This is a genomic window from Parahoeflea alexandrii, from assembly GCF_024105735.1.
GTDB lineage: Bacteria > Pseudomonadota > Alphaproteobacteria > Rhizobiales > Rhizobiaceae > Hoeflea > Hoeflea alexandrii.
The window spans coordinates 1,201,716-1,216,266 of sequence record NZ_JAAAML010000001.1 but is presented as its reverse complement, the minus strand read 5'-3'; the positions used below and the strand labels follow the sequence as shown (position 1 = coordinate 1,216,266).

Here is a 14,551-nt window from a genome sequence, read left to right as displayed (position 1 = left end):
CGCCCCTGTTCAAGGGCATGTTACAGCCTCTGCGTCTTCTTTAACACGGAATACCCGAGATACTATAGGCTTAAAATAAATTTCGGAAAGCCGTTTCCCGCGGCTGCGGGCAGGAGGCGACAGTTGGTCACAGCACAGCCGGAGGCTCCATCACCTCCCAGAAGGCGATCAACTCTCGACCGGCCCCGGCCGCCAGCGGCGCGACCAGCCTTGCCAGCGAGACGGTGCGTCCACCGTGCATCCACGATGTCGTTTCGAAATAATCCGGGATTCCAGCCGACAATGTTTGCCTGAAGGAACTCATCACCCGCCTGATGCTCAGCGGCGGAACAGCTTCCTGCACCGGTCTTCCGGTGACCGGCGGTCCGAAAGGCCAGCGCTGGCCAGCGGCAACCTCACGCCAGACAAGCGACTCATCCCCATCGACACCAATCCGCGCAAGCAAAGGATATTCCCCGCTCAGCGCGGTCACGTCGAAATCGGACGAGAGAGGCAGCCCCTGCCCGGCTTTTGCGAGCCAAAGAGCATGAAAGGCCCGGATCCTGGGATGCACTTTTGACGATAGGTGCAAAGCTGTGTCGGGATTATGGTTGTTCATTGCAGTAATGCACTCTTTTCAAGGCACTCGATGGCGACACAATAGCTTTGATCTCGACAAGGTCGCCGGTTCAGCGTTTACTTGATACGCCGATGTCTTCACCTTGGACGCCATTTCATGAAGCCAACTCTGGCAGACCAGTTTGAAGTCGCCGCCGGAATCGCCTCCGGCATCAACCGGCATGCAGCAAGCATCGGCATTGATTCAGACCCGATCGCCAGAGCCTGCGGACTCGACCCGGAACGGTTTGGAATCATCAACCAGCGCGTCAGCCTCGACCGGGTGTGCCGCTACATGGAGGCACTTGCGCTGATCTCCGGTGACGAGTTGTTCGGGCTCAAATCGGCGGCGATGTTCGTGAAGGGATCAACGGGGCCCTTCGGCTATGCGATGATGAATGCGCCCACCCTGCGCGATTGCCTGGTTTTCATGGGCCGCAACCTTCAAAAGGTAAGCGAAACGGCCATCTGTACTTTGGAAATTGGCCCGAGAACCGCACATTTTGAATGGACTTACTCACCACTGATCCTGCATCGCGACCAGTATGTCGATATGAGTACCGCACAGACCTTCAATCACTTCCGCGCCTTCCTTGGTGACGACGTGCAACAGATGCAACTGGAACTCGAGCGGGACAGGCCAAAAAACGTCAATTACCACAAACAGTTGCTGACCCGAAAGATCAATTTCAGGGCGCCTGTCAACGCACTCGTCATTCCCGCGGAACTCCTCAATCGGGCCAATCCGAATGCCGATCCGCAACTGTTTGGGATGATGTCTCAACAGATGGATGCCATCGAATTGCGCCGGACAGATGCGACCGATCCGGTTGCCGCCGTCAGGCTGCATGTGGCCGAGAACCTGGAACACAACACACCGACGCTGGCCAGCGAAGCCGAGCGGCTCGGCATGAGTTCCCGCACGCTGCAGCGACGGCTCAACGAAGCGGGAACAAGCATGCAGGCCATCATTGATGACTGCCGCAGGGAAATGGCAACACGGTTGTTGCTGGAGACCAAGCTGACACTGTCCAGCATCGGCTACAAGCTGGGCTTCTCGGCGCCAGCCGCCTTCACGCGATCCGCCATCCGCTGGTACGCGATGACACCGAGCGAATTCCGCCAGAAGAACCACGCCAAGAGCTGAAGTCGGACCGAGAGATCACATTCAAACGGTTTAAATGGCAGGTAGTTAAAGTTTATCTCAACAGCAGCATTTTGGCGCGACCGGTGAATGTGTTTCCGGCCGGGGAAGCGCATAAGCGCCACCTAATCTGCAATTGTTGCGCTGAACACTTCACGTCGGGCTCGACGCCCTGACGTGTTCTGAGGATCGGCTGCAGCAACGTCAGACATTCCTGACAAAAGGACTTTGAACGTGGATCTCGGCAAGGATCGGGGGTTGTTACCCTTTACCCGTACAGAATTGGAATGCCTTCGCAAGTGCGCCATGGGCAAGACTGATCTTCAGATCGGTCTGGAACTGGAACTGACGGCGGGCGAAGTCGCCTCCGTGCTCAATGTCGTCATGCTGAAGCTGCGCGTGCCCAACCGGTTGGCCGGTCTGGCCAAGGCGGGCCGACTGGGCCTGGTCGACCAGATCGACTGCTGACCGACACGGAAAACCGCAGCCAGTCCTTGCCCCGGGGGCGGATCAAGGATCTGCGGCGCGGTTTCCCCGGACATCAGCCGGAGCCATGCGGGGCTCCGGCTGATGTCGACCTCTCCGGCACAATCGCCCTCAACGGCTAAAGCCAGCTGTCGTAATCCGACACCAGCAGATGCCGCGGTCGCTCATCCTCGATGATCGTTGAAAACCTGCCGATGGGTTCGCGGAAGACATTGTCGGTCAAGTCATCATTGACGGTCGAGACCTCTCCGATCAGCACATCGTCGCCCTCCCCCCAGAACGCGTGCCAGACACCCGGCATCAGCGTGACGCTCTCGCCCGGATCGAGTTTGAGCAATCCACCGGCGGGAAGCGTGCGCATCACACCGTCAGTCGGCACCGAAACCCTGGCTGCATCATCGATCGAGCCATCCTCTGCGGCCGCGAACAACTCCAGCACCAGCTTGCCACCGCCGCGGTTGATGATGTCCTCGGCCTTGATGTTGTGCCGGTGCATCGGCGACAGCTGATCCTTGCGCGAGATCATGATCTTTTCGGCATAGAGCATGCCCCTGCCCGCGGCCAGGTCTGCAGCCGAGCCGTTGCGGACGGTGAACAGGAACAAGCCCAGCTCATCAAACCTTCCCTGGCCGTAATCGGTGATATCCCAGCCCAGCCGGTTGTCGCGGATGCTGGCCGCATCCGATGCCGTGCGCCTGCGCATCTGCTCCGGATCCCAATAGGCAAAGGGCGGCATGACGTAACCGAAGGAGCGGATGAACCGATCGCTTTCCTCCAGGATTTCGTTGATCTGGCTACGCTCCATCACACCTCCTCGCGGCCTGAGCCGGCCTGCTGGCCGATTGGGTAAAGCCTGATTTAGAAGCCCGGTCCCGGCATGGCAATTGCACCAGGGCAAGTTTCACGCTATGTGAGGTCCGCAGAACAGTTGAAGCCACATAACAGTTGCAGTAGCAACCATGGCAGGAACGACACACGACGATGACCCTGGCTCAAAGATCACCCACGGAAAAGCCCGACACCGACGCGCTGGCGCTCGAAGGATTTCTTCCCTACCGGCTTGCCCGCGCGGCCGAGATCATCAGCCGTCAGTTTGCCACGCTCTACCGCGAGCGGCACGGGCTGACCCGGCCCGAATGGCGGACGCTGGCCACGATCGGACAATTCAAGCGGATCACCGCCACCGAGATCGGGGCGCATTCCTCCATGCACAAGACCAAAGTCAGCCGCGCCATCCGGGCACTGGAAGACCGTAACTGGATCACCCGGGAGATCGATCAGACCGATCGCCGGATCGAGCATATCGAACTCACCCGCGAAGGCCGCAGCCGTTACCGGGATCTGGTCGTTCTTGCCCGGACCTACGAAGCCCGGTTGATCGACACGCTCGGAGAAACCGGCGCCGGTCAGCTCGAGGCCGGCATCAGCGCCATCGAAACGAGGATTGGGGAGGCGTGAGCAGAGTTTTTGGGCGGGGAGCGGACGTTCGCTGCAGATGCGAAAATCCACTGGCACATTACCCGGCACGGACTTTCACACCTCGGATGACGAAGCGCACCGCAGCCACTCACCACGAATGAAAAACTCAGTGCATTTCCAAGAAGGAAGGCATCGGCATCTTTGGGCGAGAGTGATGAGGGCGATGTGATACCTTTTGCAGTCGAACTCATAACCGAGAATTCTTCAGTACGTTTCCGCCATTAAGCCATTACTTGTTCTTAACCAGTCCTACCGAAACGGCTCTATTGAGCGCTCCGAAAGACAAGTCTTTAAGGTTCGCTTTACGCCAACTGCTTATTTGTCCTCGCAATCAGGCTTTGGTCCGAACATGGCGTCTGGCGTCAGGAGCGTTCGAATGTGTGTCTCAAAAAAACTGCTTTCACAGTTCGGCAAATGCAAGCAGGGAAACTTCGGCTTGTTCTCAGCAGCTTTGCTCCCAGTGCTGTTCGTCTCTGCTGGTTTCGCTGTCGACTACGTCAATTTGGCGAGCGCAAGGTCCGAACTGCAGAACTCGGTCGACGCTGCAGTTGTGGCGGTATCAAGGAAAGACGTTACAGATGAAAATCGCTCGGCGGTGTTTGGCCAGTTTCTAACCGCACAGTTGGCATCAAACACCAATATCACCCTGGTCGATCAGCGCTTGGAACAGACGGTTGGCGTGAACTACATTCAAACCGATGCCCGCGCGACAGCGAGTGTTCCTCTTGCTTTCTTGGGCAAATTCATACCGAACAAGGTCTCAGTTGTTGCATCGACAACTTTTTCAACGCGCAGCATCGAAATCGCAATCGCGCTGGATAACACCGGTTCCATGGGGTCAGGCGGCATCTCAGCCCTGAAGCAAGCATCACATGCTCTGGTAGATGCGCTCGGCGGGATCAATACATCCCAGCAGAGTTTGAAGGTTGGTCTCATACCATTCGTGACATCCGTCAACGTGAAGGGTGAAGGCTACGACACGAGCTGGATCGACGAAGATGGGGACTCTCTATACAACGGCTGGACATTCTTGACGGACACCCAACGGTCTACGAGGAAATCATCGGGAAATAGCAATGCGGATTTTGGCAATGGATCTTATCCGCACCATTCCAATCTCTTTAAATGGTCGGGAGCAACATGGAAGGGATGTGTTGAAGCTCGTCCCGCACCTTACAACACTGATCTCACCCCGCCTGATTCCAGCAATCCTGACACCCTATTTGTGCCCTATTTCGCACCTGATGAGCCGGGGAACCGTTTTTCGAAAGGTGGGAACAGCGGCTCGGGATTCAACAACTCCTGGCTCGATGATGACGCGTCAGGTAGCGATGAAGAGATTCAGAGATCAATCAAAAAGTACAAGACCCAGAAGCCTGTTATCAGCAATCACAATGACGATGATGGCCCCCTTACATTGGGTCCCAATCGCGCTTGTCCGACCCCGATCGTTCCTTTGACAAGTGACATTTCAAAAGTCCGCGATGGCATCGATGCAATGCAGTTCTGGAATGGTTCAGGAACCAACATTGCGGAAGGCTTGGCATGGGGTTGGCGTGTTCTCTCGCCAGCGGCTCCTTACACTCAAGCTGCACCATTTGATCCAGATGCCGCTACTAAAATTCTGGTTGTCATGACTGATGGTGCAAATGTCTCATTTGGCGCGTCAAGCACCATCAACAAATCGGACTACGGCTCATATGGCTTTCTGAATGATGGTCGAATTAACTCCGCCAACACGCAGTCAAAAGCCGAGGACTATTTGGACGCGTCGACGGCAAAAATGTGTGTAGACATCAAAAAGCTCGGTGTCGAAGTCTACACAGTTGTCTACAAGACGACCGCATCCGGTGTGGTCAATCTTTTTTCAAATTGCGCAAGCCGTAAAGACAACTTCTTCATGGCCAAGGATGTCGTGGCCCTTAAGCAGGCTTTCTCAGCGATCGGACAATCGGTATCGGGTGTACGGATTAGCAACTGATGAATATCAAGAACACTTGCGGCATAACATCTGGAGGCTCCGCGCTGGACCAAGCGATGTCTTGATGTGGACGATCGGAAGGTCCGCAAAGGGCCGGAACCACCCCTTCAACCGATTTCAATAGAGATACCAGCCGGCCTTCCAAACCGGGGCTCACCCGGCCTGCATCACCCCTGCCCACCCCACGGACCATGATGCTCGCCATCCGCATCCAGCCGTTCAAACCCATGCGCGCCGAAGAAGTCGCGCTGCGCCTGGATCAGGTTGGCGGTGCCGCGCTCGCGCCGGTAGGTATCGAAATAGCCGAGCGCGCCGGCAAGTGCGGGAACCGGCAGACCGTTGAGCGCGGCCTCGGCGACAATCCGCCTCAGATATGGATCGGTCTCCACCAGCATGCTGGAGAAGGCCGGGCTCAGCACCAGGTTCTCGACATCGGGTGTTTCGGTGAAGGCCGTGGCGATCTCGTCGAGAAACCGGGACCTGATGATGCAGCCCGCCCGCCAGATACGGGCGATGGTGGCCATCGGCAGGTTCCAGCCGAACTCCCTCGAAGCCGCCGCCATCACCGCAAACCCCTGGGCATAGGCGGCAACCTTGCCCGCCAGCAGCGCCTTTTCCAGATCATCGACAACAAGCTGTCCCTCGCGCCGGTTCTGCTGCCCGGGAACCCCGAAACGCTTGTGCGCCTTGGCTCTCTCGGCCCGCATGGCTGACAGGCTGCGCGCCGCCACTGCCGCTTCGATCGCGGTCGCCGGAACCCCCATCATCTGGCTTTCGATGACCGACCACCGACCGGTGCCTTTCTGGCCCGCCGCATCGACAATCACATCGACGATCGGACGCCCCGTGGCCGCATCGTGGACCATCAGCACGTCCGCGGTGATATCGATCAGGTAGGAATCGAGCGGCCCGGTCGACCATGCCGAAAACACCGCCGCAATCGTCTCGGCATCCATGGAAAGATGATCGCGCATCACGCCATAGACCTCGGCGATCATCTGCATGTCGGCATACTCGATGCCGTTGTGGATGGTCTTGACGAAATGCCCGGCCCCGTTCTCGCCAAGCCAGGCGGCACAGGGTTCGCCCTGGTACTTGGCCGAGATCGCGGTGAGAACAGGCTCGACCCGGTTCCAGGCTTCTTCGGCACCGCCGACCATGATCGAAGGCCCGTGGCGCGCGCCTTCCTCGCCGCCCGACACGCCCATGCCGATGAAGGTCAGGCCCGAGCCATCGAGATCGGTAAAGCGGCGCATGGTGTCGCGGAAATTGGCGTTTCCGGCATCAATGATAATGTCATTGGCTTCAAGCAGCGGCTTGAGCGCCGCAATCTGCTGATCGACCGGCTCTCCCGCCTTGACCATGATGATGACCGGCCGCGGCGGGCGGATGGCGGCAACGAAGTCCTCGAGCGTCGCACAGGCTGTCACCCGGTCGCCAAGACTGCCGGCGGCGGCCGCGAATTCTTCCGTTCGCGCGGCCGTCCGGTTGAAGACGGCCACATGATAGCCGTTGTCGGCAATGTTAAGCGCCAGATTGGCGCCCATCACGCCCAGACCGATCACACCAATTTCCGCTGCAGCCATGCAAAGCCTCTCCCGGATTGCTGCAGCCGGTACCTGACCTGAGCGAACTCGGGGGATCGGCTGCACATAAACATGCTGACTTTACAATATCTTATCAACGCCGGTTGCAGCGCCGGACACAGGTATAGCCAAGCCTGACTGTGACCCACACCGCGCCGGGCGGCAAGCATCAAGAACCCTGTCAGGGCCGGTTACCACAGTTTTGCTGCACGGTACGGGATCAGGCCCCGGAATAGGGATGGAAGGTCAGTCCGACTTTGGCTTGTCGTCACCATCGTCAAGCACCCGCCAGGCGGCGCCGTCGAGATCTTCATACTGCCCGCTTTTCATCGACCAGAGGAATGCGCCCAGGCCCAGAGCGCCCAGAAACAGGGCAATCGGGATCAGGTAGATCAGGTTGCTCATGCCGATGCCCCCAAACCGGCACCCGGAACCGCGACATCGGAGGCCTGGTCGACCGCCGGGCGGGCAAAGCTCTCGATCCGGGTCTTGCGCCGCAACCTCAGCGAATTCAGCACCACCAGCACCGAGGAGGACGACATCGCCAGGGCTGCAATCAGCGGCGTGGCATGTCCCAGAACCGCCGCCGGCACCGCGATGCAATTGTAGATGATCGCCAGCGCGAAATTCTGCCGGATCAGCGTGCCGGCCTTGCGCGAGACCGCGATTGCCAGAGGCACGGCCTCAAGCGAATCATGCAGGAAGACGAAATCCGCGGCCATCCGCCCGACATCGGCGGCACTCGCCGGCGCCATCGACACGTGCGCTGCCGACAATGCGGGCGCGTCATTGAGACCATCGCCGACCATCAGCGGCTTGCCGCCGGCTGCGGACAGCGACTGGACCCGGTCGACCTTGCCGCGCGGACGCACTCCCGCCATGTACTCGGTAACGCCGAGTTCCGCCGCAAGTCCCCTGACCGGCGCCTCGCGGTCTCCGGAAAGAATTTCGGCCTGAACGCCGAGTTCCAAGAGCCGCGCCACGGCCTGTGCGGCACCCCGGCGCAACTGATCGGAAAACAGAAACACATCAAGGAACTGTCCGTTGCGCGACAGGATCACCTGGCTCGCATCAGCGGCCCGCTCGTAGCTCTCCCCCTGACCTTCGAGCGCGAACGCCCCGCGGCCCAGCCGGTAGACCGTCCCGTCGGCCAGCCTGGCCTCCACCCCGTCGCCGGGAATCTCGACGATGTCGAAGTCCGGAAGATCGGCTACGGCGGTATCAAACGCTGCAAGCGCACGGCTCAGCGGATGCCGTGATGCCCGCGCGATCCGCGCGGCAATGGCGAGATGATCAGCCGCCACCGCATCGGAATTGATCAGCCGCGGCTTGCCCTGGGTCAGCGTTCCGGTCTTGTCGAACACGACATGGTCGGTCTGCGCCATGCGCTCCATCGCCGAGCCGTCCTTGACCATGATGCCGTTCTCGAACAGGCGTCCCGCGGCAATGACCTGGACGACGGGAACCGCAAGACCGAGCGCGCAAGGACAGGTAATGATCAACACGGCAACGGCCGTCATCATCGCCATGCGCCAGTCGCCCGAAACCACCATCCAGCCGATGAAGGTGCCGAGCGCCAGGAGATGCACCACCGGCGCGTATATGGCCGAGGCGCGGTCGGCGATGCGCCTATAGCCGGCGCGGCCGCTCTCCGCAGCCTCCATCATCGAAACCATTTCGGCCAGGAACGAGTTCTGCGCGCTGCGCGTTGCCTCCAGCACCAGCGGGCCGGTCAGGTTGAGCGTGCCCGCCGGCGTCAGTGATCCGGCCTCGACAAGTTGCGGTGCGCTCTCGCCGTTGACGACGGCAAAGTCCATGTCGGAGCGGCCCGAAACGACCCGCCCGTCCACCGGGATCCGGTCGCCCGGCGCGATCGCCAGCCGCATTCCCGGTTCGATCTCGTCGATTGCCAGATACTCACGGCTGCCATCATCCTTGATCAGCATCGCCCCGCGCGGAGACAGCCGCACCAGGTTGCGCACCGCCGAGCGGGCCTTCTCGCGCATCATGTGGTCAAGCGTGCGCCCGGCCAGCAGGAAGAACAGAAGCGTCACCGACGCATCGAAATAGGCATGCGCACCATGGGTGATCGTCTCGTGCAGGGAGATTGCATAGGCCAGGATCACGCCAAGCGAGATCGGCACATCCATGTTGGCGCGGCCATGCCGGAGCGCACCCCAGGCCGAGACGAAGAAGATCCGGCCCGAATAGATCAGCGCGGGCGCAGCAATCAGCGCCGAAATCCAGTGAAACAGGTCACGCGTCGCAGCCTCAGCCCCGGACCAGACCGAGACCGACAGCAGCATCACATTCATCGAGGCAAAGCCAGCCACCGCAAGGGCTTTCAGCAGTTCGCGGAACGCAGGATCGCCCTTCTCGTCGATACCGCCCGGCAGATGTGCCGGGTAGCCCAGGGCATTGAACTTCTCGCCGAGCGCAGCCAGCAGCGGCTCCGGTTCCTTGCGGTCTTCGAACACCACCGAGACGCGCCGGGTGGAGAGATTGACCCGGGCATGGTCCACGCCCGGAACCCTCGGAAGCTCGCGCTCAAGAAGCGCAATACAGGCGCCGCAATGCACGCCGGGCACGATCAGGTCCACCTGCCGCAACCCCTCGTCCAGCTTGCGGCTCGAAAGCCACAATTCCTCCGGCGACGGTGCTTCGGACTTCAGCGCCTCAAGTTCCGCAGCGCTTTCGGTGCCCGCTGCGCAACAACTCACGGCCTCAGGCTCCCGTCCGCCCTGACGTGAAACCGGTGTCCGCGCTTGTAGATGGTCTGGCCGCCGCTTGTGGCGGTGACCGTGGCGATCCATTCGCCTTCCGCCAGTTCGCCCGCGCCCCGGTAAACGCCGTCGGAACCACGGATCAACTGCATTTGCCTGTCCTGGTGGGTTCCGACCGGCCGCCGCAATTCGGCGACCAGGCTGTCGGCAACGGCTGCCGCGCCATCAGGGTCTGTCAGCCTGATCGAAAGCCCGTCGGCGTTCGAACCCAGCACGATCTTGTAGCCGAGAGCCGCAATCGCCCGCGATTCGGCAGCCTTGCCATTGAATTGCTGGCTGGCGACATATGTGTTCGGAACCACCAGTCCGCTCCAGGTGGTGACTGCGAACCGGGCCATGATCATGTTGACGGTGATGATCACCCCGAAGAAAGCCACCATGGCGCCAAGCATGTGCTTGCCGGTGAACTCGGTGGGCTGGAAGATTGCGCGGATCATCTGCATCATTTCGTCTCCGGGCCATGGAAGTTGGCAGTATAGGCGTCACGTTCGAAACTCGACTTGTCTTCGGCGATGAAGCGGAATGTCGCGGTTTCGGGAGCGACGAAATCCTTCGGCTGCAGCACATTGACCCTGAGTTCACGAATCCGGTCTGGCTCCACCGGGATTGCGAAGGTAACCCCCGCAGGCTGATCGATTCCGGGGATCCTCATGGTCGCACCGGGGAGCCCCTCGATCGACAGGAAAATGACGCGTGGTTCCGGGATCATGTTGAGGATCTTGACCGAATAGCCGTTGCGGATGTCGCCGCTGGATTCCAGCACATATTGCGGGTTTCGGTCATGCAGCACATTGACCTCGAGCCGGTCGCGCGACAACAGCGCCACCAGGAGACCAATTCCGACCAGCGACCAGACGCCCATGTACAGGAGCGACCGCGGCCGGAAGACGATACGCCAGTTGAAATGCTTCACCGCATCGACGAAACCGCCATCGGCGGTCCGCACACGGGTCGGATCCAGCGCCCCGGTCTCCGGATCCTGCGCCAGCGCCATGTTGTCGGCGTAATCCGAAAGCGTCGCGTAGGAGATCAGGCCGCGTGGCCGGTCGAGCTTGTCCATGATGTTGTCGCAGGCATCGATGCACAGCGCACAGGTGATGCATTCAAGCTGCTGGCCGTCACGGATGTCGATTCCCATCGGACATACCGCCACGCAGGCATTGCAATCGACGCAATCCCCCTGGACCAGCCCCTGGGACGCCGCCTTCTTGGCGTGGCGACCGCGCGGTTCGCCGCGCCAGTCATTGTAGGTCACCACCAGCGAATTCTCGTCGAGCATCGCCGCCTGGATGCGCGGCCAGGGGCACATGTAGATGCAGACCTGCTCGCGCATCAGCCCGCCGAACGTGTAGGTCGTCGCCGTCAGGATCGCCACGGTGATATAGGCAACCGGCGCGGCATTGCCGGTCAGGAAGTTCATCAGCAGCGTCGGCGCATCGGCAAAATAGAAGATCCAGGCGCCACCGGTGGCGACCCCGATGAAGATCCAGACCGCGTGCTTGAGCACGCGTTTGCCGAGTTTCGAGGCACTCCAGGGCGCACTGTCAAGTTTCATGCGCTGATTGCGGTCGCCCTCGATCGCCCGCTCGACCACCAGGAACAGATCGACCCAGACGGTCTGCGGACAGGTGTAGCCGCACCAGGCGCGGCCGACGGCCGAGGTGATCAGGAACAGCCCGAACCCGGCCATCACCAGCAGGCCCGCGACGAAGAAGAACTCCTGGGGCCATATCTCGATGAAGAAGAAGTAGAACCGCCGGTTGGCGAGGTCGAGCAACACCGCCTGGTCGGGTGCGAACGGCCCGCGATCCCACCTGAGCCACGGCGTGATGTAGTAGATGCCCAGCGTCACCAGCATGATAAGCCACTTGAAGCGGCGATAGGTGCCCTCCGCCCGCTTCGGGAAGATCTTCTTGCGGGCCTCATAGAGCGGCTTGCGTTTCCAGGCGGCATTGACCGCCTCGGCCTCTAGCCGTTCGATTTCATCGGGATCTGCTGAAGGGTCTACGGGAGTCTGCGTGTTCATATCGGGCACCGTTGGTTTGGAGCGCACCATGCATCCGCGACCTCCCATATGCCTTGATCAAGATCAATCCGTCACAGCCAGCTGCCTGCCCGCACCCGTGCCCTGCGACCGCCATCGGGAGCCATGACATCAAGCAGTGTCCCCTCTTCCCAGAAGTCGCGGCCAATCATTCCAATCGCCACATTTGTCCCGAAATCCGGCGACAAGGCAGCCGATGTTATCTGGCCGACAACCTCGTCTCCGGCCCTGACAAGCCATGGTTCCGTGCATGGCGGGACCGCATCTCCCTCGATCTCGAGATAGCGGATCTGCTTGAGCGGACCTTCCTTTGCGACCCGCAGCAATGCATCGCGCCCGACGCAGCCGATGGCCGAGCGCGTGTCGCAAAACCGCCCCAGCCCGCATTCATGCGGCGTATTGGCGCGGGTCATGTCATTGCCGTAGGACAGCATCCCCGCTTCGATCCGTTCGATCAGATTGGGACATCCGGCCCTCACGTCGAGATCCCTGCCCGCCTCGAACAGCGCATCCCACAGCGGCTCTGCGTGCTGGGCTCCCTCGACATAGATCTCGAAGCCGCCCTGCTTGGAGTAGCCCGAGCGCGCCACCACCAGCTCTGCGCCGTTGAAGGACAGCCGCTTGTAGCGGAAGAAGCGGATCGACCGCACCGCGTCGCCGAACACCCGGGAAGCCAGCTCGTCGGCCTGCGGGCCCTGGATCGCAAGCGGCGAGACATCCGGTTCGAACACGTCGACGGCGAGCCTGAACCCGTGCGCCAGCGCCTTGACCCAGAACAGAAGATCGCTGTCGGCGATCGACACCCAGTAGCGGTCCTCGTCAAGCTTGACGGTTACCGGGTCGTTGAGCATGCCGCCGGTCTCATCCACCATCGGTGTATAAAGGCACTGGCCGATGATCATGTCCGAGAGATCGCGCGGGGTCAGCATCTGCACCAGTTCAGCCGCCTGGGGACCGCGCACTTCCACCTGCCGCTCGCAGGCCACGTCCCAGACCTGCACCGCGGTCTTGAGATGCCGGTAATCCTCCGTCACCGACCGGAACACGGTGGGCAACAGCATGTGATTGTAGATGGTGTAGGCCGACACGCCCGCGGCGGTGACGCGGTCAGTGAACGGTGTGCGCCGGGTACGGCGCGAAATCGACAGGAACGGTGGCATTGCAAGTCTCCCCCAGCAAAACACACCCTGAAACGGGGTGTTCCGGCAGACTAGATGCGACGTTTCATCGAAGGCGCGCCAAATCGCGCCATGGCATCACTATTTTTGGTCAGGCAACGAGCCCCGTGCGCTCGGCAAACCACCACACGGCCACGAAGGCGATGGCCAGCGACATCGGCATGGTCACGCGCGCCCGGTACCAGCTCTTATCCGAGAACCAGGCGCCGAACAGAGCATAACAGGCGGCCACCACGGCCAGTTGCCCGACTTCCACACCGATGTTGAACCCGATCAGCCCGCTGGCAAAATGCGCCGGCGACAGCCCGAACTCGGTCAGCACGCCGGCAAAGCCGAGGCCGTGCAGCAGCCCGAAGCCGAACACCACGAAAGGCCGCCACGGACTGAGCCGGTTGGTTGCCAGGTTCTCGACCGCGATGAACACGATGGAGGCGGCAATCAGTGGCTCGACAATGCTGGCCGGGGCAGAAATGAGCCCCATCATCGCCAGCGCCAGCGTCACCGAATGCGCGATGGTGAACGAGGTGATCTGGATCAACAGCGGCTTGAGCCGCGGCGACAGCAGGAACAGCCCGACAACGAACAGGATGTGATCGAGCCCCTTGGGAACGATGTGGGTGAAACCGACGCCGATGTAGTCCCAGAACACCTGCGCGGCGCTCACCGTGAGCCCGCCCACAACCGGGATCGGCTCGCTCGGACCGCCGTCACCCAGATAGGCGGAATAGCTGATCTCGCCCTGCCCATCGGGCACCCGGATAACGCTTGGGCCAAACGCGGGGTCGAAGGAATAGACAACGCTTTCGGCCCCCTCCGGAACCGGACCGGCAAGTTGCAGACGGCTCAACCGGGCAAAATCCGTGTCCCCGACCGGGTCGAGCTCCACAGTCGTGACCTCGAGCGGAATGCGGACGCCGTCCGCGCTCAGGCTGACCCCCTCGAGAAAGCGTGGCTTGAAGCGCTCGAACTCCGCTGCCAGTGCACTCTCGTCGAGAAGCCGCAGGTCGTCATAGCGCGCGGCATTGGGGCTCTCGTCGGTGTCGCTGTGTTCCGCCCCGATTTCCGCCAAGGCCGCTTCCAGGATCAGCGACATGTCGAGCCGGACCGTGCCGTCTCCGTCAAAAACCAGATCGGCGATCGCGGGCCGGATCTCGTGCGCACGCAAGGCTGAAGACCCCGCGACAACCATGAGAACGGCGACCAACAGGCTCGCAAACACTTGATTTATTGTACGGGAACACATCTTCATCTGGAAAGCCACTTTGGAGAAATC

The 14,551-nt window shown here is 60.8% G+C and carries 13 protein-coding genes; 4 read left to right on the top strand and 9 right to left on the bottom strand.

Features of this window, described 5'->3' with window-relative positions:
* Positions 1 to 127 precede the first annotated feature (127 nt).
* Positions 128 to 598, bottom strand: coding sequence for a PAS domain-containing protein (locus tag GTW23_RS05545; protein ID WP_252914940.1), 471 nt, complete (start codon positions 596 to 598; stop codon positions 128 to 130).
* A 117-nt stretch (positions 599 to 715) separates the two neighbouring features.
* Here GTW23_RS05545 and GTW23_RS05540 point away from each other — a divergent pair, with 117 nt between their 5' ends.
* Both GTW23_RS05540 and GTW23_RS05535 read left to right on the top strand, forming a co-directional pair.
* Positions 716 to 1,744 carry an AraC family transcriptional regulator gene (locus tag GTW23_RS05540; protein WP_152008158.1) on the top strand — a complete coding sequence of 343 codons (1,029 nt, stop codon included), beginning with the start codon at positions 716 to 718 and terminating at the stop codon, positions 1,742 to 1,744.
* Positions 1,745 to 1,975: 231 nt separating this feature from the next.
* Positions 1,976 to 2,209, top strand: coding sequence for a LuxR C-terminal-related transcriptional regulator (locus tag GTW23_RS05535; protein ID WP_152008157.1), 234 nt, complete (start codon positions 1,976 to 1,978; stop codon positions 2,207 to 2,209).
* 136 nt (positions 2,210 to 2,345) lie between these two features.
* Here the strand turns inward: GTW23_RS05535 and GTW23_RS05530 are convergent, their stop codons facing one another.
* A complete protein-coding gene (locus GTW23_RS05530) occupies positions 2,346 to 3,032 on the bottom strand; it encodes a D-lyxose/D-mannose family sugar isomerase (protein WP_252914939.1) in 687 nt (228 codons plus the stop codon).
* Between the two features lie 176 nt (positions 3,033 to 3,208).
* Here GTW23_RS05530 and GTW23_RS05525 point away from each other — a divergent pair, with 176 nt between their 5' ends.
* Complete coding sequence (locus GTW23_RS05525) at positions 3,209 to 3,685, top strand: MarR family winged helix-turn-helix transcriptional regulator (protein ID WP_152008155.1); 477 nt, start codon at positions 3,209 to 3,211, stop codon at positions 3,683 to 3,685.
* A gap of 397 nt (positions 3,686 to 4,082) precedes the next feature.
* Entirely contained in the window at positions 4,083 to 5,687 is a 1,605-nt protein-coding gene (locus GTW23_RS05520) for a TadE/TadG family type IV pilus assembly protein (RefSeq protein WP_252914938.1), read from the top strand.
* A gap of 167 nt (positions 5,688 to 5,854) precedes the next feature.
* Here the strand turns inward: GTW23_RS05520 and gndA are convergent, their stop codons facing one another.
* The 7 genes from gndA to GTW23_RS05485 all read right to left on the bottom strand — a co-directional run bounded on the left by gndA (position 5,855) and on the right by GTW23_RS05485 (position 14,482).
* Positions 5,855 to 7,273, bottom strand: a complete 1,419-nt coding sequence (gene gndA, locus GTW23_RS05515; protein ID WP_152008153.1) for an NADP-dependent phosphogluconate dehydrogenase — start codon at positions 7,271 to 7,273, stop codon at positions 5,855 to 5,857.
* Between the two features lie 246 nt (positions 7,274 to 7,519).
* Positions 7,520 to 7,678 carry a cbb3-type cytochrome oxidase assembly protein CcoS gene (gene ccoS / locus GTW23_RS05510; protein ID WP_152008152.1) on the bottom strand — a complete coding sequence of 53 codons (159 nt, stop codon included), beginning with the start codon at positions 7,676 to 7,678 and terminating at the stop codon, positions 7,520 to 7,522.
* Positions 7,675 to 9,993, bottom strand: a complete 2,319-nt coding sequence (locus GTW23_RS05505; RefSeq protein WP_152008151.1) for a cation-translocating P-type ATPase — start codon at positions 9,991 to 9,993, stop codon at positions 7,675 to 7,677. Before GTW23_RS05505 ends, ccoS begins: the two co-directional genes overlap by 4 nt.
* Entirely contained in the window at positions 9,990 to 10,502 is a 513-nt protein-coding gene (locus GTW23_RS05500) for a FixH family protein (protein WP_252914937.1), read from the bottom strand. The genes GTW23_RS05505 and GTW23_RS05500 overlap by 4 nt, the downstream gene beginning before the upstream one ends.
* A complete protein-coding gene (gene ccoG / locus GTW23_RS05495) occupies positions 10,499 to 12,082 on the bottom strand; it encodes a cytochrome c oxidase accessory protein CcoG (RefSeq protein ID WP_152008150.1) in 1,584 nt (527 codons plus the stop codon). Before ccoG ends, GTW23_RS05500 begins: the two co-directional genes overlap by 4 nt.
* Before the next feature lie 71 nt (positions 12,083 to 12,153).
* The gene (locus tag GTW23_RS05490) at positions 12,154 to 13,260 is read right to left on the bottom strand and encodes a dimethylsulfoniopropionate demethylase (protein WP_252914936.1); all 1,107 of its coding nucleotides are present in this window, start codon (positions 13,258 to 13,260) and stop codon (positions 12,154 to 12,156) included.
* Between the two features lie 109 nt (positions 13,261 to 13,369).
* Positions 13,370 to 14,482: a HupE/UreJ family protein gene (locus GTW23_RS05485; protein ID WP_252914934.1), complete on the bottom strand. Its 1,113-nt coding sequence runs from the start codon at positions 14,480 to 14,482 to the stop codon at positions 13,370 to 13,372.
* Positions 14,483 to 14,551: the final 69 nt, after the last annotated feature.

Excerpts from the sequence above, each read along its gene's own strand:
- GTW23_RS05545 (WP_252914940.1), bottom strand. The coding sequence starts at position 598 with ATGAACAACCATAATCCCGACACAGCTTTGCACCTATCGTCAAAAGTG.
- gndA (WP_152008153.1), bottom strand. The coding sequence starts at position 7,273 with ATGGCTGCAGCGGAAATTGGTGTGATCGGTCTGGGCGTGATGGGCGCC.
- ccoG (WP_152008150.1), bottom strand. The coding sequence starts at position 12,082 with ATGAACACGCAGACTCCCGTAGACCCTTCAGCAGATCCCGATGAAATC.
- GTW23_RS05500 (WP_252914937.1), bottom strand. The coding sequence starts at position 10,502 with ATGATGCAGATGATCCGCGCAATCTTCCAGCCCACCGAGTTCACCGGC.
- GTW23_RS05490 (WP_252914936.1), bottom strand. The coding sequence starts at position 13,260 with ATGCCACCGTTCCTGTCGATTTCGCGCCGTACCCGGCGCACACCGTTC.
- GTW23_RS05540 (WP_152008158.1), top strand. The coding sequence starts at position 716 with ATGAAGCCAACTCTGGCAGACCAGTTTGAAGTCGCCGCCGGAATCGCC.
- GTW23_RS05530 (WP_252914939.1), bottom strand. The coding sequence starts at position 3,032 with ATGGAGCGTAGCCAGATCAACGAAATCCTGGAGGAAAGCGATCGGTTC.
- ccoS (WP_152008152.1), bottom strand. The coding sequence starts at position 7,678 with ATGAGCAACCTGATCTACCTGATCCCGATTGCCCTGTTTCTGGGCGCT.
- GTW23_RS05520 (WP_252914938.1), top strand. The coding sequence starts at position 4,083 with ATGTGTGTCTCAAAAAAACTGCTTTCACAGTTCGGCAAATGCAAGCAG.
- GTW23_RS05525 (WP_152008155.1), top strand. The coding sequence starts at position 3,209 with ATGACCCTGGCTCAAAGATCACCCACGGAAAAGCCCGACACCGACGCG.